General features: G+C 66.5%; 14 protein-coding genes and 1 riboswitch. Of the genes, 13 read left to right on the forward strand and 1 reads right to left on the reverse strand.

Going from position 1 to position 19643, the window contains the following annotated elements:
- The first annotated feature begins 11 nt into the window (after positions 1-11).
- From ACVRRC_RS16105 to ACVRRC_RS16125, 5 genes are all read left to right on the forward strand, one after another.
- A complete protein-coding gene (locus tag ACVRRC_RS16105; RefSeq protein ID WP_011913160.1) occupies positions 12-698 on the forward strand; it encodes an ABC transporter ATP-binding protein in 687 nt (228 codons plus the stop codon).
- Entirely contained in the window at positions 698-3199 is a 2502-nt protein-coding gene (locus ACVRRC_RS16110) for an ABC transporter permease (RefSeq protein WP_472997225.1), read from the forward strand. Before ACVRRC_RS16105 ends, ACVRRC_RS16110 begins: the two co-directional genes overlap by 1 nt.
- Positions 3200-3239: 40 nt before the next feature.
- The gene (greB, locus tag ACVRRC_RS16115) at positions 3240-3737 is read left to right on the forward strand and encodes a transcription elongation factor GreB (protein ID WP_013982722.1); all 498 of its coding nucleotides are present in this window, start codon (positions 3240-3242) and stop codon (positions 3735-3737) included.
- A gap of 312 nt (positions 3738-4049) precedes the next feature.
- A complete protein-coding gene (locus ACVRRC_RS16120) occupies positions 4050-4985 on the forward strand; it encodes a triacylglycerol lipase (RefSeq protein ID WP_011913157.1) in 936 nt (311 codons plus the stop codon).
- Positions 4986-5048: 63 nt separating this feature from the next.
- Positions 5049-6056 (forward strand): lipase secretion chaperone, encoded by a 1008-nt coding sequence (locus tag ACVRRC_RS16125; protein ID WP_472997226.1) that lies wholly within the window; start codon positions 5049-5051, stop codon positions 6054-6056.
- 5 nt (positions 6057-6061) lie between these two features.
- On the opposite strand, the gene ACVRRC_RS16130 is transcribed toward ACVRRC_RS16125, so the two are convergent.
- Positions 6062-7477, reverse strand: a complete 1416-nt coding sequence (locus tag ACVRRC_RS16130) for an MltF family protein (protein WP_014596638.1) — start codon at positions 7475-7477, stop codon at positions 6062-6064.
- Between the two features lie 172 nt (positions 7478-7649).
- On the opposite strand from ACVRRC_RS16130, the gene ACVRRC_RS16135 reads away from it, so the two are divergent.
- The 8 genes from ACVRRC_RS16135 to atzF all read left to right on the forward strand — a co-directional run bounded on the left by ACVRRC_RS16135 (position 7650) and on the right by atzF (position 19562).
- Entirely contained in the window at positions 7650-8456 is an 807-nt protein-coding gene (locus tag ACVRRC_RS16135; RefSeq protein ID WP_017245048.1) for a TatD family hydrolase, read from the forward strand.
- A gap of 106 nt (positions 8457-8562) precedes the next feature.
- Positions 8563-10032 carry a methyl-accepting chemotaxis protein gene (locus ACVRRC_RS16140; RefSeq protein ID WP_125850251.1) on the forward strand — a complete coding sequence of 490 codons (1470 nt, stop codon included), beginning with the start codon at positions 8563-8565 and terminating at the stop codon, positions 10030-10032.
- Positions 10033-10224: 192 nt separating this feature from the next.
- Positions 10225-10322, forward strand: a riboswitch (guanidine-I (ykkC/yxkD leader).
- Positions 10323-10453: 131 nt separating this feature from the next.
- Positions 10454-11269, forward strand: coding sequence for an ABC transporter permease (locus tag ACVRRC_RS16145; RefSeq protein ID WP_013982717.1), 816 nt, complete (start codon positions 10454-10456; stop codon positions 11267-11269).
- Positions 11266-12153, forward strand: coding sequence for an ABC transporter ATP-binding protein (locus ACVRRC_RS16150; RefSeq protein WP_078451645.1), 888 nt, complete (start codon positions 11266-11268; stop codon positions 12151-12153). The genes ACVRRC_RS16145 and ACVRRC_RS16150 overlap by 4 nt, the downstream gene beginning before the upstream one ends.
- A gap of 1 nt (position 12154) precedes the next feature.
- Positions 12155-12883, forward strand: a complete 729-nt coding sequence (locus tag ACVRRC_RS16155; RefSeq protein WP_172881864.1) for an urea amidolyase associated protein UAAP1 — start codon at positions 12155-12157, stop codon at positions 12881-12883.
- Positions 12884-12896: 13 nt separating this feature from the next.
- The gene (locus tag ACVRRC_RS16160) at positions 12897-13532 is read left to right on the forward strand and encodes an urea amidolyase associated protein UAAP2 (protein ID WP_017245043.1); all 636 of its coding nucleotides are present in this window, start codon (positions 12897-12899) and stop codon (positions 13530-13532) included.
- A gap of 158 nt (positions 13533-13690) precedes the next feature.
- On the forward strand, positions 13691-17290 hold the full coding sequence (uca, locus tag ACVRRC_RS16165; RefSeq protein ID WP_472997227.1) for an urea carboxylase: 3600 nt from the start codon (positions 13691-13693) through the stop codon (positions 17288-17290).
- A gap of 469 nt (positions 17291-17759) precedes the next feature.
- Positions 17760-19562 carry an allophanate hydrolase gene (gene atzF / locus ACVRRC_RS16170; RefSeq protein ID WP_472997228.1) on the forward strand — a complete coding sequence of 601 codons (1803 nt, stop codon included), beginning with the start codon at positions 17760-17762 and terminating at the stop codon, positions 19560-19562.
- Positions 19563-19643: the final 81 nt, after the last annotated feature.

Below are 19643 nucleotides of genomic sequence, written 5' to 3' on the forward strand. Positions count from 1 at the left end.
CGGATTCCCTCATGAGCGGCAATATTCTCGACGCCCGGAACCTTAACAAAGTGGTACCCAGCGCGGAAGGCGAGCTGAGCATCCTGGCCGACCTTTCATTGCAGCTGGCTAAGGGCGACAGCCTGGCCATCGTCGGCACCTCAGGGTCGGGCAAGTCGACACTGCTCGGCCTGCTGGCCGGGCTCGATCTACCGAGTTCGGGCGAAGTTCATCTGGCCGGCCATGCGCTGGCGGCGCTCGACGAAGACCAGCGGGCGCGGGTGCGTGCCGAACACGTCGGTTTCGTCTTTCAATCGTTCCAGCTGCTCGACAGCCTCAACGCCCTGGAGAATGTCATGCTGCCGCTGGAACTGGACGGGCGCCGCGACGCTCGCGAGCGCGCCACCGAGCTGCTCTCTCGCGTCGGCCTGGGCGAGCGCCTGCAGCATTATCCCCGCCAGCTATCCGGTGGCGAGCAGCAACGCGTCGCACTGGCCCGCGCCTTCGCCGCCGAGCCCGAGGTGCTGTTTGCCGACGAACCCACCGGCAACCTCGACACTCATACTGGCGCGCATATCACCGAACTGTTGTTCGAGCTTAACCGCGAGCGCGGCACGACCTTGGTGCTGGTCACCCACGACGAGCGCCTGGCCAGGCGCTGCCATCGCGTGCTTCGCCTCGAGGGCGGGCGCCAGATCGCCAGCGAGACGAGCGAATGATGGGCCTACCCAAGGCGCGCCTGTTCGCTCTGGCTTGCCGGCAGTTGCTGCGCGACGCTCGCGCCGGCGAGTTGCGCGTGCTGTTTTTCGCCCTATTGATCGCCGTCGCCGCCAGTACCGCCATCGGCTATTTCGGTGCACGCCTGAACGACGCCATGCTGCTGCGGGCCAGCGAGTTCCTTGGCGCCGACCTTGTGCTGGGCGGCAGCGCACCCGCCTCGGCGCAACAGATCGACGCCGGCAAGGCACAGGGCCTGGAACACGCCCAGGTGGTCGAATTTTCCAGCGTCATCGCCACCGACCAGGACTTGCAGCTCGCCAGTGTCAAAGCGGCCAGCAGCAGCTATCCCCTGCGCGGCGCCTTGCGCAGTGCTGCGCAACCCTACGGCGCCGAAGAAGCCGGCACCGGTCCGGCCCCGGGTGAAGCCTGGGCCGAGGCCAGACTGTTCGCCGCCCTGGACCTGGCAATCGGTGACGACATCGAAGTCGGCAACAAGCTGCTGCGCCTGACCCGCGTGTTGACCTACGAGCCCGATCGGGTCGGTGATTTCTACAGCCTGACGCCACGCGTGCTGATGCACCTGGACGATCTTGGCGCGACCGGTGTCGTCCAGCCTGGCAGCCGAGTGCGCTACCGGGAGCTCTGGCGCGGCGAAAGCGCCGCACTGGCGGCTTACCAGCAGGCACTGCAGCCCGGTCTGCAAGCCCATCAACGCATCGAAACCGCCGGCGACAGCAACCGGCAGATAGGGGGCGCACTGGGTCGTGCGGAACGCTATCTGAACCTTGCGAGCCTGGCTGCGATTCTGTTGGCGGGCGTTGCCGTCGCGCTGTCGGCTGCCCGCTTCGCCACACGCCGCTTCGATGCCAGTGCGCTGCTCCGCTGTCTGGGCCTTTCCCGCCATGACGCGCTGCTGCTCTATACCTTGCAACTGGGCATGCTTGGCCTGCTGGCCAGCCTTGTCGGCGCCCTGCTCGGCTGGACCGCACAGCACGGGCTGTTCTACCTCCTGCGCGATCTGCTGGCGCAGGAGATTCCCCCCGGAGGGGTCTGGCCCGCCGCAGCCGGTGTGGCCACGGGTCTGGTGGCACTGGCGGGCTTTGCCCTTCCGCCATTGGCTGGACTGGGTCGCGTACCACCATTGCGGGTACTGCGCCGCGACCTGCTGCCGGTGCCACCCAGCGCCTGGCTGGTGTACGGCACGGCGATCCTGGCCCTCGGCCTGATCATGTGGCGGCTGAGCCTGGACCTGAAGATCACCCTGGCTCTGCTGGGCGGCGGCCTGCTTGCCACGCTGGTGCTGGGAGGCCTGTTGCTGCTCGGCCTGAAGGGTATGCGTCGCCTGCTTGCCGGCGCTTCGCTGAGCTGGCGGCTGGGGCTGGGTCAGCTGCTGCGGCATCCGCTTGCAGCGGCGGGACAGGCGCTTGCCTTCGGCCTGATCCTGTTGGCCATGGCACTGATCGCCCTGTTGCGCGGCGAGCTGCTCGACACCTGGCAGGACCAGTTGCCGGACGACGCACCCAACCATTTCGTACTCAACGTCTTGCCTGCAGAAAAGGATGCCTTCGCCGAGCGAATCGACGCACTCTCCAGCCATGCCGCGCCACTGTATCCGGTGGTGCCGGGCCGACTCGTGGCGATCAATGGCGAGCCGGTCCGCCAGCTGGTCAGCAAGGAGTCCCAGGGCGAACGCGCGATTCGTCGCGATCTCAGCCTGACCTGGTCGGCCGACCTGCCCAAGGACAATCATCTGGTGGCTGGCCAGTGGTGGCATGAGCGGGCCGAGGCGGAGCTGCCAGGCGTGTCCGTCGAGGCCGAACTGGCCGAAAGCCTGCAGCTGAAGCTGGGCGACCAGCTGAGTTTCACCATAGGCGGGCTGACGCGTGAGGCTCGCGTCACCAGCCTGCGCGAGGTCAACTGGGACAGCTTCCAGCCCAACTTCTACATGATCTTCGAGCCCGACACCCTGCAGGGCATGCCGGCCACCTACATGACCAGCTTTCACCTGCCACCAGGCAACGAGCGCGAACTGGTGGAGCTGGCGCGGGCGTTCCCGTCGGTGACCCTGCTCCAGGTGGAGGCGCTGCTGGCCCAGCTGCGCAGCATCCTCGCGCAGGTCTCGCTGGCGGTGGAGTACGTACTGCTGTTCGTGCTGGCGGCGGGGCTGGCCGTGCTCTTCGCCGGTCTGCAAGCGACACTGGACGAACGCATCCGCCAGGGTGCGCTACTGCGCGCGCTAGGGGCCGAACGGCGTCTGCTGCTGAGGGCGCGCCGGGCCGAGTTCGGATTGCTCGGCGCTGCCAGCGGCCTGCTCGCCGCGCTTGGCTGCGAACTGGTGAGCGCCTTGCTCTATCACTATGCGTTCGACCTGCGCTGGCAGCCGCATCCCTGGCTGTTGTTAATGCCGCTGATCGGCGCGCTGCTGGTCGGCAGCGCCGGGCTGATCGGCACGCGTCGCGCCCTCAACGCGAGCCCGCTGAGCGTACTGCGCGAGAACTGAAGCGCTACAATCGGCGCTTTTGCAGCGAGGTCGGAATTCAATGAGCCGTTATCGCCCACCCCGCCCGGCCGGCACGCCGCTGATCACACCAGAAGGCGAGGCCCGGCTGCGCGCCGAATTGCACGAACTGTGGCATGTCAGGCGACCACAGGTTACCCAGTCGGTCAGCGAAGCCGCCGCCCAGGGCGACCGTTCGGAAAACGCCGAGTACACCTACGGCAAGAAGATGCTGCGCGAGATCGACAGCCGTGTCCGCTTTCTAACCAAGCGTCTGGAGAAGCTGAAAGTCGTCAGCGAACGACCCAGCGACCCCAACAAGGTGTACTTCGGTGCCTGGGTGACGCTCGAGGATGAAGACGGTGAGCAGGCGCGCTACCGCATCGTCGGTCCCGATGAGCTGGACCTGCGCCAGGGCATGATCAGCATCGATTCACCCCTCGCCCGCGCACTGGTTGGCAAGGCGCTGGACGCCGAGGTGCAGGTGCAGACGCCGACCGGAACAAAGCTCTGGTACGTCGTCGCCATCGATTATCCATGACCAGGCAGTCAGATACAGAACATTTAGTCACGATAATCGTCGATCATGCAGGCTTTAAACGCTCATGTTCTGCGAAAAAGCCAGATCATCACCTAATCACCCACTCCGGCGTTTCGCTTCGTAACAGGCACGCCCAACCCGCCTGGTAGCGCAACGCTAGCCGCATCGCTGCGATCCGCCAGTTAGAGCGGACGCTGCCGAGTGGGTCGGCTCTGGCACGAATGCTGCGCTGGCAAGGGCGCAGTACGCGCCATGCGCGGTGAACGGCAAGGGACTGCCCCATAGCCCGATTCACATTCGAAGAGTGCGTCCATGAACAAGAACAAAACCTTGCTCGCCCTCTGTCTCGGAAGCGCCCTGGCGCTTTCCGGTCAGGCATTCGCTGCCACCGGCAGCGGCTACACCGCCACGAAGTACCCGATCGTGCTCGCCCACGGCATGCTGGGTTTCGACAGTCTGCTGGGCATCGACTATTGGTATGGCATCCCCAGTGCGCTGCGCCGAGACGGCGCGCAGGTCTACGTCACCGAAGTCAGCCAGCTCAACACATCGGAACTGCGTGGCGAGGAACTGCTGGCCCAGGTCGAGGAAATCGTTGCTATCAGCGGCAAGCCGAAGGTCAACCTGATCGGCCACAGCCACGGCGGACCGACCATCCGGTACGTGGCAGGCGTACGGCCGGACCTGATCGCCTCGGTCACCAGTGTCGGCGCGCCCCACAAGGGCTCGGACGTGGCGGATCTGATCCGCAAGGTTCCAGAGGGTTCATCCGGTGAGGCCATAATCGCCGGCTTGGTGAACGCCATGGGCGCGTTCATCAACTTCGTCTCCGGCAGTTCCAGCACCGCTCCGCAGAACTCCCTGGGTTCGCTGGAATCGCTCAACAGCGAGGGCGCGGCCCGCTTCAATGCCAAGTTCCCCCAGGGCATACCCACCACCGCATGCGGCGAAGGCGCTTACAAGGTCAATGGCGTGCACTACTACTCCTGGAGCGGCACCAGTCCGCTGACCAATCCGCTGGACGTGAGCGACGCCATGATGGGCGCAGGCTCGCTGGCCTTCAGCGGACCCAATGACGGGCTGGTCGGACGCTGCAGCTCGCACCTGGGGATGGTGATCCGCGACAACTACCGCATGAACCATCTGGACGAGGTCAACCAGTTCATGGGGCTGACCAGCCTGTTCGAGACCGATCCGGTCAGCGTCTACCGCCAGCACGCGAACCGATTGAAGAACGCAGGGCTCTGACGCAGCCGTTTCCTTGAACCAGGCCGGGATCATCGATCCCGGCCGCTACCGAAAGGCGAGTCCATGAGCAGATCCATCCTTCTGTTGCCGCTGGCCATCGCGCTGGGCCTGGGCTTCTTTATCGCCCGGCCCGAATCCACCGTGACGCCGGTGGCAGAAGCACCCGCATCGTCTCCCGCCGCCAACCTCACTGCCGCTCGTCCTGCCCAGCGCACAGCGACCGGCGCGGCACCGCAGGTCATGGCGAAGCTGCCCGCCTCCTTCAAGGGCACCGAGGTCGACGGCCAGTTCCAGCTGGACGCCGCCGGCAACCTGATCATCGGTCCAGAGCTGCGTCAGCTGTTCGACTACTTCCTCAGCGCCATTGGCGAGGAGCCGCTCAAACAGAGCATCGAGCGCCTGCGGCGCCATATCGCTGCGCAATTGCCGGAGCCTGCCCAGGCGCAGGCACTTGCCGTGCTCAACCAATATCTCAACTACAAGCGACAACTCGTTGATTTCGAAGCGCAATATCCTCGGGTTTCGGACTTCGCCTCGATGCGGGACCGATTGAGCGCCGTACGAGCGCTGCGCGCGCACGCGTTCGATCCGGCGATTCACCAGGCGTTTTTCGGCCTGGAAGAAGCCTATGACCATTTCAGCCTGGAGCGGTTGGCCATCCGCTTCGATCCCGCGCTGGAAAGCGATGCCAAGGGTCGCGCCATCGACCAGCTGCGAGCCGGGCTGCCCGCTGAACTGCAGGACCTGCTGATACCCCAGCTGCAGACCGAACTGCGTGAGCAGACCACCGCCCTGCTGGCGAACGGAGCGGGTCCACAGCAGCTGCGGCAGCTGCGCCAACAGCTGGTCGGCAGCGAGGCAGCGGATCGGTTGGAGGCACTGGATCTGCAACGGCGGCAGTGGCAGCAGCGCGTCGCCAGCTACCAGCAGGAGCGTACCCGTATCGAAACCGCCCGCGGGCTGGATGAGGTCGAACGCCGTGCCGCCGTCGAACGGCTTGAAGCACAGCGCTTCAGCGACAGTGAGCGCCTGCGTCTGCTCGCCGTTGTACAGGAGGATCGGACTCGCTGAGCGGGTCAGTTGGCGGCGGTCTTGCGGTCCGCCTCCAGCAGATAGCGTTCGCGCTGGTAGGCCAGGTAGTACTTGTTGACGCTGTTGACGTAGGCCACGACTCCCATGCCGACCGTTTCCATGGCGATGCGCTCGACCTGGAAGAACCACTGGTCCGGGTTGAGGCCGCGCCGCCTGGCTTCGGCGCGCATGCTCTGCACGCGCTGCGGCCCTAGGTTGTAGGCAGCGAGGATGAACGCCATGCGCTCGCGCTCGTTCAACCGCGGGCTGGCGAAATGATTGCGACGGATATTGGCCAGGTACCTGGCGCTGGCCTGCACATTGTTGTCCAGCTGCTGGACGTTGCTCACGCCCATTGCGCGCGCGGTCGCCGGCGTCACCTGCATCAGGCCGGTGGCACCGCCTGCGCCTCGTGCGGCGGGGTTGAGCGTCGACTCCTTGAACGCCAGCGCGGCCAGATTCAGCCAGTCCAGCTCGATCTGCTCGGCGTAGCGCTGGAGGGTCGGGCGGACCTTTTCCAGGCGCTGGCGGCCAACCCGATCCAGCGGATACTGCACCTTGTACAGTCGCCGGTAGACCCGTTCGAAGGCTGCATCCTGATTGTCGGGAAGGTCATAGTCCTTCAGAAACCGATCGGCACTGGCCCGGAGCATGCTGGCCTCCTTGCGCACGAACCAGTGCATGCTGGTCTTCTCGCCAAGACTCAGGTGCTGCTCGATGCGCAGCTTCGGCATGACCTTGGCCCAGCGCTGGGCGATGGTCTGCTCGACGACTGTCGCCGGGTAGACCCCGGCCTGCACCATCTCCAGCACATCCTCCACCGCCAGCGTCGGGTCGACCCACTCGGCGACAATGGGGGCCAGCTTGCGCTCCATCAGCTGCTTGTTCAGCTGCGCCAGTGCAGGCCCGGCCGCGCTGCCCGGCGGCAGCGCCAGGCTGCGCCCGGAGAGCTGTTCGAGGCGCTGGTAGCGCGGCCCACCCTGGCGGCTGACCAGCACCAGGGCAACGTCGCTGACCACCGGTCGGCTGCGGCTGATGCCCTTCATGCCGGTCAGTGGAAGCAGCTCCCCGGGTGCAACCAGATCCCCTTCGCCGCGCTGCAGCGCTCCGAGCAACTGATCCTTAGCCTTGGGAACGATCTTGAGGGTGATGGCCTTTCCGGATGCGGCGTTGCGGTTCAGGTACTGTTCGAAGGCGCGCAAGCGGGCGTACTCCACGCCGATCGCCTCGCCCTTGATCTCACCGGAGCTGTTGCGGCTCTGGTTGACCAGCACCCGCAACACGCCGCTGCGGCGGATTTCGGCGAGATCACGTACCTTGTCGCTCGATTGCCAGGCCTCCGGTCCGGCCATGCGGGCGCTTGCCGTGAGCGGCAGCGAACCCAGCAACAGACAGAGCAGAAGTGGCAGCAATCGTGACATCGAAGATGTACCGGTTTGGGACACGAAGAACGCTGATGCGGTGCTCCCTGCCCGCAAAAGGTGGCAAAGATTCGCACAGCTCGAACGAATGCGCCAGTTTCGCCTGAAAAACTGGTTTAGCTATATTTCCTATCTATTTGATTTAAATAACATTTACTTTTTAGAGGTTCTCATGCAACTCGTGGATATCGGGGTCAACCTGACTCACCGCTCGTTCGCCTCCGCCCCCTCCGCGGTGGTGGAGCGCGCCAGAGCCGCCGGTGTGACGCAGATGGTGCTGACTGGCACCAGCCTCGCGGAAAGCGAAGCCGCCCTGACCTTGTGCCGTGAACTCGACGAATCCCGCCAGCACCTGTTCAGCACCGCCGGCGTGCACCCGCATGACGCCAGCCAGTGGACCGGAGACAGCGCCAGCCAGCTGCGCGCCCTGCTGGCCGAGCCCGAGGTGCGTGCCGTCGGTGAGTGCGGGCTGGACTTCAACCGCGACTTCTCGCCCCGACCGCAACAGGAACGCGCCCTGGAAGAGCAGCTGCAACTCGCAGTGGAAAGCGCAATGCCGGTGTTCCTCCACGAACGGGACGCCAGCGAACGACTGGTGGCGATCCTGAAACCATTCCGTGATCGGCTCAGTGCAGCGGTCGTGCATTGCTTCACCGGCGACAAGCGGGCGCTGTATGCCTATCTCGACCTCGATCTGCACATCGGTATCACCGGCTGGATCTGCGATGAGCGGCGAGGCACCCATCTGCATCCTCTGGTGCGGGACATCCGTGCGGACCGGCTGATGCTGGAAAGCGACGCCCCCTACCTGCTGCCTCGCAGCCTGCGACCAAAGCCGAAAAGCGGACATAACGAACCGGCGTACCTGCCGGAAGTGCTGCGTGAGGTGGCCCGCCATCGTGGCGAAAGCGAAGCTCAGCTGGCCGCGCATACAACCCTGACGGCGCGCCAGTTCTTCGGCCTGCCGGACATCGATTGATTCACAGATTGCACTCAAGCTCCGCGCCCGGCTGCCGTTAATTATCCCGTCGTGCCGAAAGCGCCAAGCCGCGCTCCGGGAACCCTCAAATAGAAGAAGAGCAGCCATGGCCGTTTGGATTCGCGATCTGTCGCTCAAGTACAAGTTCTGGGCGCTCAACATGGTGAGCTTCGTCATCGCCCTGTTGCTGGTGCTTTACGCCGTGCAGTTGGAGCAGAGCGCACGCAGTGCCGATGCCCGCAGTGCAGCCCAGGCGCGCGCAAGCGTGCTGGCAGCCTGGCCGAATGACGCGGCATTGCCGCAGGCCGCTGATCTGACCCTCTATCCCGCGGGGCAGCGCGCCGTGATCGGACGTCAGTCACTGGCCGACTCCGGCTGGACAGCACTGGACCACGACCGCCTGTTTTCCACCCATCCGCTGATCGGTGTGGAAATGCTGTCCCGGCCCGACGGTCAGAGGCTCGCGGTTATGGCTCGCGCGCCCAGCGTGATCCAGGTACTGGGGCAACATTTCTTCAGCTATGCCGCCGCCGTCGCCGTGCTGATGCTCGGTCTGCTCGCCGCCTCGCAGCTGCTGATCCGTTTCCTGCTCAGCCACCTGAACACGCTCAAGGACGTCATGCTGCACGTCGAGCGCAGCGGCGACCTGCAGGCCCGCGTGCCGCTGGACAGCCGCGACGAAGTCGGCCAGATGGCCGGCGCATTCAATGCGATGCAGGGCGGCTATCAGCGCGTCGTCAGCACCGTCGCCCAGGCCGCCGCGCGCCTGGATCAGGGCGCCAGCCGGCTGGCCTCGAGCATGAACGATGTGCATAGCGGCATGCGCGGCCAGCAAGGCGAAACCGACCAGGCAGCCACGGCGATCAACGAGATGAGCGCGACGGTGCATCAGATTGCCGAACATGCCCGCGAAACCCGCGACCTGTCGCAGAATGCCGATCGCCTCGCAGGCGATGGCCATCGGGTGGTCGGGCGGGTGGAGAAGTCCATTTCCAGCCTGTCCCAGGGTGTGCAGCAGACCGGCGAGATGATCGAGCAGCTCGCTGCCGACAGCCAGAAGATCAACGGTGTGGTCAGCGTAATTCACAGCATCGCCGAGCAGACCAACCTGCTGGCGCTCAACGCTGCGATCGAAGCCGCCCGCGCCGGTGAGCAGGGTCGCGGTTTCGCGGTGGTGGCCGACGAGGTACGCAACCTGGCCAAACGCGTTCAGGACTCCACCGACGAGATCACCCAGATGATCACCGGACTGCAATCGATGACCCGCGACGCCGTGGAGTTCATGCAGGAGAGCTCGCTCAAGGCCGACGATTGCGTGCGTGAGGCACACGAGGCCGCCCAAGCCCTGGAAGCCATTGCCGAAGCCGTGGCGCAGATGCGCGAAAGCAACACGCAGATCGCCGTGGCTGCCGAGCAGCAGAGCCAGGTCGCCGAGGAGCTCAACCGCTCGGTTACCGGCATTCGCGACGTCACCGAGCGCACCGTGGAGCAAACCGTCAGCTCCGCCAGCACCAGCGCCGAACTCGCCGCCCTCTCCACCGACCTCAGTCGCGCCATCGGCCAGCTCAGGCTCTGAGGTACGCCCCGCGCCGCGTGCACCACAACGCGGCGCGGCCTGCCCGAAAAACAGGCAGCACCCCATCTCATGCCCCATGAAGGGGCGCCTCGCCAGCCTTGGTTCAGCGCAAAAGCCGCTGACACCTGTCCATCGCGCCTTGGCACCGCTCTTGCTTTGTCGATCCTGCAGGCGAAGCTGCTGCGACAATTCGAAATAGCCGACTAGGGTTCCGACTCGCTCGCGAGTGGCTGGTCCGAGAGTTGGCGACCTCCAGTGAGGTTACACGGCGGGATAAAAGCCCGGGAGAACAGCGTGATCCGCACGCAGCTCCTGCGCCATCCCCAAACACTGGAGGGTTTGCCATGTGCCCGCTCGTATCGGCTCTGCCACTCGCCGCTCTACCCGCCCCCGCGGCTGCCTCGCAGTGGGGCACCTGCCCATGCGCCTGATCAATCGAACGCCGAGCCGCAGCGGCTGGCTTGCTCTGGCCATACTGCCCTTCGCCCTGTTGCTGGCGCTGTACTTGACCAGCTCTACCCAGCGCCTGGAAATCAATCCCAACGACAAGCTCCTGCCCAGCTTCGGCCAGATGAGCGCGGCTGTCGAACGCCTCGCCTTCACCCCGGACAAGCGCTCGGGCGACTACCTGTTCTGGCAGGACACCGCCTCGAGTCTCAAGCGCCTCGGTAGCGGACTGGCCATCGCCGCCGTGGCCGGCCTCTGCCTGGGCGTCGCCGCCGGCACCCTGCCGCTGTTCGGTGCGCCGCTGTCGCCCCTGCTTACCGTGCTGTCGATGGTGCCACCGCTGGCGATCCTGCCGATCCTGTTCATCGTGTTCGGGCTGGGCGAGCTGTCCAAGGTGATGCTGATCGTCATCGGTATCACCCCGATCCTCGCCCGCGACCTCGAGCAGCGTGCTCGCGAGATACCCCGCGAACTGCTGATCAAGGCGCAGACCCTCGGCGCCAACACCTGGACGCTGATCCTGCGCCTGGTGTTGCCGCAGCTACTGCCACGCCTGCTCATCAGCCTGCGCCTGGTGCTCGGCTCGGCCTGGCTGTTCCTCATCGCCGCCGAAGCCATCGCCTCCACGGATGGGCTCGGCTACCGCATCTTCCTCGTACGCCGCTACATGGCCATGGACGTGATCCTGCCCTACGTCGCCTGGATCACCCTGCTGGCGTGGGCCATGGATTTCTCGCTGCGGCGCCTGACCCAGCTGCTGTTCCCCTGGTATGAAGGAGCCAAGGCATGAGCGACAGAAAGAGCGCAGCCGTTGCGGGCGGATCCGTCGCCCACCTGGAGCACGACGCACCTATAAGCCGCAGCGCAGGCGATGCCAGACCGTTCATCCAGGTCAGGAATGTCTGGCAGCAGTATGGCGACCAGGTGGTGCTGGAGCGCCTGAACCTGAAGATTGCCGAAGGTGAGTTCTGCACCCTGGTCGGTGCCTCCGGTTGCGGCAAGTCGACCTTCCTGCGGCTGCTGCTCGGCCAGGAAGCGCCCAGCCGTGGCGAGATCCTGCTGGATGGCCAGCCATTGGCAGACGAACCGGACGCCAGTCGCGGCGTGGTTTTTCAGCGCTACTCGGTATTTCCGCACCTGACGGTGCTGGACAACGTCGCCCTCGGCCTGGAACTGCCGCGCGCCCCACTGCTGGGTCGTCTGCTCGGACGCCGCAAGCGCGATGCCCGTGAGCAGGCCGCGCAGATGCTGCACAAGGTCGGCCTCGGCCATGCGCTGGACAAGTACCCGGCACAGCTCTCCGGCGGCATGCAGCAGCGCCTTGCCATCGCTCAGGCACTGGTGATGAAGCCCCGCGTACTGTTGCTGGACGAGCCCTTCGGCGCCCTCGACCCCGGCATTCGCAAGGACATGCATGAGCTGCTGCTGGAGCTGTGGCGGGAAACCCGGCTGACGGTGTTCATGGTCACCCATGACCTCTCGGAAGGCTTCACCCTCGGCAGCCGCATCCTGGTCTTCGACAAACCGCGCATCGATCCCCACGCCCCGGGTGCCTATGGCGCACGGGTGACCTACGACATTCCGCTGCACGAGGGCCGCCATGCTCCCGGCGCGTCCGCAGGCCTGCCGACCGCCCTCGCCGACTCTTTTCGCACTGCCTATCAAGGAGCCTGACATGAGTGCTTCACTCGCGATCCGCCCCACGCTGTACGAGGAAACCGTTCCTGGCGGCGGCCACACCTCCTTCGTCCTCAAGCGGGGCCAACTGCTGCGTCTGACCGATCTCGAAGGCGGCGCCAACGTCAGCCTGATGCTGCTCAACGCCCAGGAAAAGAGCGAGCGGCTGAACCTGCCGGATACCCTCAAAGGCCAGCACACCGCCAAGCTCACCGCCGGGCACTGCCTGTACTCGGACATGGGGCGCGTACTCGCCGCCATCACGGCCGACACCTGCGGCTGGCACGACAGCTTCGGCGGCGTGCTGAACGCCGATGAAGTCATGGAGAAGTACGGCCAGGGCCGCTATCAGAAGCTGCGCAATGGCTTCTTCCGCAATGGCACCGACAACCTGCTGGTGGAAATGGGCAAGTGGAACCTGAACCTGCAGGACCTGCTCATGGTGCTCAATCTGTTCACTCGGGTGGACGTCACCGCCGACGGTGCCTTCGCCTTCCATAGCGGCAACTCCCAGGCCGGCGACTACCTGGAACTGTACGCACCGATGGACACCCTGGTGATCCTCACCGCCCTGCAGCATCCGCTGGACCCCAATCCGCTGTACGCACCCAAACCGGTGCAGCTGAGCTGGCACAAGGTCGAGAGCGATGGCATCAGCGTGCTCTGCCGCACCTCGCGCCCGGAAAACGGCCGTGCCTTTCACAACACCGAACGTCTGTACATCTGAGGAGGTGGCCGCGATGAGCCTTACCGAAAGCAGCCTGCACCCCGAAACCGCCGCGTTCCGCCATGTGATCCCGGCCGGCGAACCGTACCTGTTCGAAGTCAAGGCCGGACAGACCCTGCGCCTGCTCGATCTCGAAGGCAACCAGGCGGTGGACACGCTGTTCTTCAGCGCGAAAAACCCGCGCGAGCGCTACGATCCACAGCGCACCCTGCGCCGGCAGAACCGCGTCTACCTCACCACCGGCACGGTGCTCTATTCGAACCTCGGCAATCCGCTTCTGACCATCACCGCCGACACCTGCGGCCGCCATGACACCCTCGGCGGGGCCTGCGCCCAGGAGAGCAACGTGGTGCGCTACGCGCTGGACAAGCGTTACATGCACAGCTGCCGCGACAACTTCCTGCGCGCGAGCCTCAACGACGGTCGCCTGAGCAAGCGCGACATTGGCGCCAACATCAACTTCTTCATGAACGTGCCGGTGACCCCCGAAGGCGGCCTGACCTTCGCCGACGGCATCTCCGCGCCAGGCAAGTATGTGGAGCTGAAGGCCGAGCAGGACGTGATCGTGCTGATCTCCAATTGCCCGCAGCTGAACAACCCGTGCAACGGCTGGAACCCGACGCCCGCCGAGGTGCTGGTGTGGAACTGATGCCGCTCTTGCGTCGCTACCTGCTGCCGCTGCTGCAGGCGCGCGCCGGGCAGCGACCCGAGCGACCGGCAACGAAGAAACCCTCCCCAACCACGGACGGCCGTGGCACTGATGAATAAAGGCGGGACGGCCCGCCAGCCCTTCGAGGGTTACTGACCATGTTCGACAAACTGCTGATCGCCAACCGCGGCGCCATTGCCTGCCGCATCCTACGTACGCTGCGCAACCTGAATGTGAACGGCGTGGCCGTCTACTCCGAGGCCGACGCCGCCAGCCTGCATCTGCAGCAGGCCGACGAGGCCCACAGCCTGGGCGAAGGCCCGGCCACACAGACCTATCTGGACGTGGAGAAGATTCTCCGCATCGCCCGTGAAACCGGCGCGAAAGCCATCCACCCCGGCTACGGGTTTCTTTCCGAGAACGCGGCGTTTGCCGAAGCCTGCGAGGCCGCCGGGATCGCCTTCGTCGGCCCGACGCCGGAACAGCTGCGGGTGTTTGGCCTCAAGCACACCGCCCGCGCCTTGGCCAAACAACGCGGCGTACCGATGCTGGAGGGCACCGAGCTGCTCGACAGCCTCGCCGATGCCCTCGGCGCAGCCGAGCAGGTCGGCTACCCGGTGATGCTGAAAAGCACCGCCGGTGGTGGTGGTATCGGCATGCGCGTGTGCCGCTCGGCGGCGGAGCTCACTGATGCCTTCGACGCGGTCAAGCGTCTGGGGCAGAACAACTTCAGCGATTCGGGCGTGTTCATCGAGAAATACATCGAGCGCGCCCGCCACCTGGAGGTGCAGGTGTTCGGTGACGGCGCCGGCGAAGTCATCGCCCTCGGCGTGCGCGACTGCTCGGTGCAGCGGCGCAACCAGAAGGTGCTGGAGGAAACCCCGGCGCCGAACCTGCCGGCCGGCATGGCCGAGGCGCTGTGCCAGGCGGCGATCACCCTGGCCAAGGCGGTCAGCTATCGCAGCGCCGGCACCGTCGAGTTCGTCTACGACGCCGAAGCCCAGCGTTTCTACTTCCTCGAGGTGAACACCCGCCTGCAGGTCGAGCACGGCGTCACCGAGCAGGTCTGGGGCGTGGATCTGGTGCGCTGGATGATCGAGCTGGCCGCCGGCGACCTGCCGCCGTTGGCCGAGCTGGTGAAGGATCTCAAGCCGAGCGGCCACGCGATCCAGGCGCGCGTCTACGCCGAGGACCCGGGCCGCGACTTCCAGCCAAGCCCGGGCCTGTTGACCGCCGTGGCCTTCCCGGCCGCCGACGGCAAGAGCCTGCGCATCGACACCTGGGTCGAAGCCGGCTGCGAGATCCCGCCGTACTTCGACCCGATGATCGCCAAGGTCATCAGCTGGGCGCCGAGCCGCGAAGCGGCCCGCGTCGCGCTGGACGCCGCCCTCGGCGACACCCTGCTCTACGGCGTGGAGACCAACCGCGAGTACCTGCGCCAGATCCTCGGCTTTGCCCCCTTCGCCCTCGGCACGCCCTGGACCCGCTGTCTGGAAGGTCTGCGCTATTCGGCCAACACCTTCGAGGTGATCAGCGCCGGCACCCAGACCACCGTGCAGGACTTCCCCGGTCGCCTCGGCTACTGGGCGGTGGGTGTGCCGCCGTCCGGCCCGATGGACAGCCGCGCGCTGCGCCTGGGCAACGCCCTGCTCGGCAACCCCGAGGACGCTGCCGGGCTGGAAATCACCATGAGCGGACCGATCCTGCGCTTCAACACCGACGCGGTGGTGGCGGTGACCGGCGCCGCGATCCCCGTGAAGCTCGATGACGTCACGCAGCCGATGTGCACCGCCATTTTCGTCCCGGCCGGCAGCACCCTGGCCATCGGCACCATCGCCGGCGCCGGTGCCCGCTCCTACCTGGCCGTGCGCGGCGGGGTGCAGGTGCCGGAGTATCTGGGCAGCAAGAGCACCTTCACCCTCGGCCAGTTCGGCGGCCACGGTGGCCGCGCCCTGCGCGCCGGCGACGTGCTGCACCTGGCGCCGCTGAGCGACTCGTCAGCCGGCGCCAGGCTCGCCGCCGAGCTGTGCCGCGCCCTGCCGGCGGTGCGCGAGCTGCGGGTGATCTACGGCCCGCACGGCGCGCCGGAATACTTCACTGAGGGCTATATCGAGAAGTTCTTCGCCACCGATTGGGAAGTGCACTTCAACTCCAGCCGCACCGGGGTGCGCCTGATCGGCCCAAAACCCGAGTGGGTGCGCGACAGCGGCGGCGAGGCCGGCCTGCATCCGTCGAACATCCACGACAACCCCTACGCCATCGGCGCCGTGGACTTCACCGGCGACATGCCGGTAATCCTCGGCCCGGACGGCCCGAGCCTGGGCGGCTTCGTCTGCCCGGTGACCATCATCGAGGCCGATCTGTGGCAGCTCGGCCAGCTCAAGGCCGGCGACAAGGTACGCTTCGTGCCGGTGGATGTACTGACCGCACGCCAGCTGGCCCAGGCCGCCAATGCCGAGTGCGCCAGCCTCGCGCCGGCGGCAGTGGTCGCCACGCCGGTGGCGCTGCAGTCGCCCATCGTGCTGGATATCGGTGAAGCGGACAGCCGCCTGGTCGCCCGCCTCTCCGGCGACACCCACCTGTTGCTGGAAATCGGCGCGCCGGAGCTGGACCTGGTGCTGCGCTTCCGTGGCCATGCGCTGATGCAGGCCCTCGAAGCCAAGCAGCTCGACGGGGTGATCGACCTGACGCCCGGCATCCGTTCGCTGCAGGTGCACTATCAGCCCGAGACCCTGGCGCTGGAGGATCTGTTGGAGATCGTCGCCGGCCTGTGGGATGCCGTGTGCGCCGCGCAGGACCTGAAGGTGCCCTCGCGCATCGTCCACCTGCCGCTGTCCTGGGACGACCCGGCCTGCCAGTTGGCCATCGAGAAGTACATGACCACGGTGCGCAAGGACGCGCCCTGGTGCCCGAGCAACCTGGAGTTCATCCGCCGCATCAACGACCTGCCGAATCTGCAGGCGGTGTTTCAGACCGTGTTCGACGCCAGCTACCTGGTGATGGGCCTGGGCGACGTCTACCTCGGTGCGCCGGTGGCCACCCCGCTGGACCCGCGCCACCGCCTGGTCACCACCAAGTACAACCCGGCGCGCACCTGGACCGCGGAGAACTCGGTGGGCATCGGCGGCGCCTACATGTGCATCTACGGCATGGAAGGCCCGGGCGGCTACCAGTTCGTCGGCCGCACCCTGCAGATGTGGAACCGCTACCGCGCGGTCGAGGCGTTCGGCGGCCAGCCGTGGCTGTTGCGCTTCTTCGACCAGATCCGCTTCTACCCGGTCTCGGCCGAGGAGCTGGTGAGGATCCGCCGCGATTTCCCGCTCGGCCGCTACCCGCTGAAGATCGAGCACACCGAGCTGCGCCTGTCCGACTACCAGGACTTTCTTGCCGCCGAGGCCGATAGCATCGACGTCTTCCGTCGCCAGCAGCGCGGCGCCTTCGACGCCGAGCGCCAGCGCTGGATCGAATCGGGCCAGGCGCACTTCGAGAGCGAGGAAGTCGCCGCCGACCTCGGCGAGGACACCCCGCTCGGCGCCGGCCAGCACGGCATCGAGAGCCACATCGCCGGCAACCTCTGGCAGGTGTCGGTGGCCGAGGGCGCGCGGGTCGAGGCCGGCGACGTGCTGGTGATCCTCGAGAGCATGAAGATGGAGATCCCGCTCACCGCGCCGGTCGCCGGCGTGGTCAAGGAAGTCCGCGCCCAGCCCGGCTCGCCGGTGCGCGCCGGCCAGCGGGTGGTGGTGATCGAGGAGGCGTGAGCCGCCACAACGAACGCCACGGTGGGAAAGGCTTCGCCGTTTCCCACCCTACGCCAACCGGTACCCCCGGGGGCCGAAGCAACCGTAGGGTGGACAGCGCTTCACCTGTCCACCGACCGGCCCACCGGGCCGGCAACGAACATCGCGGTGGGAAAGGCTTCGCCGTTTCCCACTCTACGCCAACCGGCACCCCCGGGGGCCGAAGCGACCGTAGGGTGGACAGCGCTTCACCTGTCCACCCACCGGCCCACCGGGCCGGCAACAAAGATCACGGTGGGAAAGGCTGCGCCGTTTCCCACCCTACGCCAACCGGCACCCCGAGGGCCGAAGCGACCGTAGGGTGGACAACGCTTCACCTGTCCACCGACCGGCCCCCGGGCCGCCATGAATATCGCGGTGGGAAAGGCTACGCCGCTTCCCACCCTACGCCGGATGCCAACGCGCCCCGGCCCATGACGAGGGATACGAGATGACCATGACGTTCGACCTGCGCCTGGCCACGCTGCGCGCCGCCTATGCGGCGGGGGAAACCACCCCGCGCCAGCTGATCTTCGGCCTGCGTGACAAGGCCGCCGCGCTCAACGGCGAGTTCAACGCCTTCATCCACCTGCTGAGCGCCGCCGAGCTCGAGCCGTACCTGGCCGCGCTCGACGGCAAGACGCCGAAGGACCTGCCGCTCTACGGCGTGCCCTTCGCCATCAAGGACAACATCGATCTCGCAGGCGTGCCCACCACCGCCGCCTGCCCGGCGTTCGCCTACACGCCCGAAACCAGCGCGACGATCGTCGAGCAGCTGCTCGCCCTCGGCGCGGTGCCGCTGGGCAAGACCAACCTCGACCAGTTCGCCACCGGCCTCAATGGCACCCGCTCGCCCTATGGCGAATGCCGCAACTCGGTGCACCCGGACTACCCCTCCGGCGGCTCCAGCGCTGGCTCCTCGCTGGCCGTGGCGCTGGGGCTGGCAAGCTTCGCGCTGGGCACCGATACCGCCGGTTCCGGCCGCGTGCCGGCGGCACTGAACAACCTGGTGGGTCTGAAGGCCAGCAAAGGGCTGATCTCCACCGCCGGCGTTGTCCCGGCCTGCCGTACGCTGGACTGCGTGACCTTCTTCACCGCGACGGCGGCCGAAGCCAGTCAGCTGCTGGCGCTCACCGCCAGGCTCGATCCGCGCGACGAGTACAGCCGCAGCAACCCGCTGTGGAATGACGGCTCGGCCTTCGGCCAGATCAAGACCTTCCGCTTCGGCATACCCCAGCAGCTGGAATTTCTCGGCTGCGCCGAAAGCCCGGCGTTGTTCGCCGCCACAATCGAGCATCTGAAAGCCCTCGGCGGCGAGCCGGTGGAGATTGACTTCGAGCCCTTTCTGGAAGCTGCACGCCTGCTCTACGAAGGCCCCTGGGTCGCCGAACGCTACAGCGTGGCGGGCGCGCTGATCGAGCAGCAACCCGACGCCGTGCTGCCGGTAATAAAGGCCGTTCTGGAGAAAGCCCCCGGTACAACCGCCGTGCAGCTGTTCCAGGCGCAATACCGCCTGCAGCAACTCAAGGCCGTCTGCGACCGCACCATGGCCGAGGTCGATTGTGTGCTGACGCCCGCCTACCCGCGCCCAGTGACGCTCGCCGAACTTCACGCCGAGCCGGTCAAGCGCAATTCGGACCTGGGCTACTACACCAACTTCATGAACATGCTCGACTACGCCGCCGTCGCGGTGCCGGCCGGCGTCATGGCTAACGGCCTGCCCTGGGGCGTGACACTGTTCGGCCGGGTGTTCACCGACCAGTACCTGCTGAGCCTGGCCGATGCGCTGCAGCATCAGACAGGGCTGAAGTTGATCGGCGGCAACGCGCTCATTACCCCGCCGCCCCGGAATCCGGCCCGCAACGACCGCGCCCGCCTGGTGGTCTGCGGAGCGCACCTGGACGGCCTGCCGCTGAACTGGCAACTCAGGCAGCGTGGCGGACGGCTGCTGGAAACCACCCGCAGCTCGCCGGACTACAAGCTCTACGCGCTGGCCGGCGGGCCACCGCTGCGCCCGGGCATGGTTCGCGTCGCCGAAGGCGGAGCGGCCGTCGAGGTTGAAGTCTGGGAGCTGCCGAGCCAGGAGCTCGGCTCCTTTCTCACCGGCATTCCGGCACCGCTCGGCCTGGGCAAGGTGCAGCTCGCGGACGGCCGCTGGGAAACAGGCTTCATCTGCGAGCCCTACGGCCTGGACGGCGCCAAGGACATCACCGAACTTGGCGGCTGGCGCACCTATCTGAAGCGTCGCAGCTGAGGCAGACGAGGAGCGACGGGGTTGCACTGCGGCCATCCCGTCGCATTGTCGGAACATCCAGCGCCGGACCGACCTCCGATG

The organism is Stutzerimonas sp. LR2, from assembly GCF_055755175.1.

Excerpts from the sequence above, each read along its gene's own strand:
- ACVRRC_RS16105 (WP_011913160.1), top strand. The coding sequence starts at position 12 with ATGAGCGGCAATATTCTCGACGCCCGGAACCTTAACAAAGTGGTACCC.
- ACVRRC_RS16110 (WP_472997225.1), top strand. The coding sequence starts at position 698 with ATGGGCCTACCCAAGGCGCGCCTGTTCGCTCTGGCTTGCCGGCAGTTG.
- greB (WP_013982722.1), top strand. The coding sequence starts at position 3,240 with ATGAGCCGTTATCGCCCACCCCGCCCGGCCGGCACGCCGCTGATCACA.
- ACVRRC_RS16120 (WP_011913157.1), top strand. The coding sequence starts at position 4,050 with ATGAACAAGAACAAAACCTTGCTCGCCCTCTGTCTCGGAAGCGCCCTG.
- ACVRRC_RS16125 (WP_472997226.1), top strand. The coding sequence starts at position 5,049 with ATGAGCAGATCCATCCTTCTGTTGCCGCTGGCCATCGCGCTGGGCCTG.
- ACVRRC_RS16130 (WP_014596638.1), bottom strand. The coding sequence starts at position 7,477 with ATGTCACGATTGCTGCCACTTCTGCTCTGTCTGTTGCTGGGTTCGCTG.
- ACVRRC_RS16135 (WP_017245048.1), top strand. The coding sequence starts at position 7,650 with ATGCAACTCGTGGATATCGGGGTCAACCTGACTCACCGCTCGTTCGCC.
- ACVRRC_RS16140 (WP_125850251.1), top strand. The coding sequence starts at position 8,563 with ATGGCCGTTTGGATTCGCGATCTGTCGCTCAAGTACAAGTTCTGGGCG.
- ACVRRC_RS16145 (WP_013982717.1), top strand. The coding sequence starts at position 10,454 with ATGCGCCTGATCAATCGAACGCCGAGCCGCAGCGGCTGGCTTGCTCTG.
- ACVRRC_RS16150 (WP_078451645.1), top strand. The coding sequence starts at position 11,266 with ATGAGCGACAGAAAGAGCGCAGCCGTTGCGGGCGGATCCGTCGCCCAC.
- ACVRRC_RS16155 (WP_172881864.1), top strand. The coding sequence starts at position 12,155 with ATGAGTGCTTCACTCGCGATCCGCCCCACGCTGTACGAGGAAACCGTT.
- ACVRRC_RS16160 (WP_017245043.1), top strand. The coding sequence starts at position 12,897 with ATGAGCCTTACCGAAAGCAGCCTGCACCCCGAAACCGCCGCGTTCCGC.
- uca (WP_472997227.1), top strand. The coding sequence starts at position 13,691 with ATGTTCGACAAACTGCTGATCGCCAACCGCGGCGCCATTGCCTGCCGC.
- atzF (WP_472997228.1), top strand. The coding sequence starts at position 17,760 with ATGACCATGACGTTCGACCTGCGCCTGGCCACGCTGCGCGCCGCCTAT.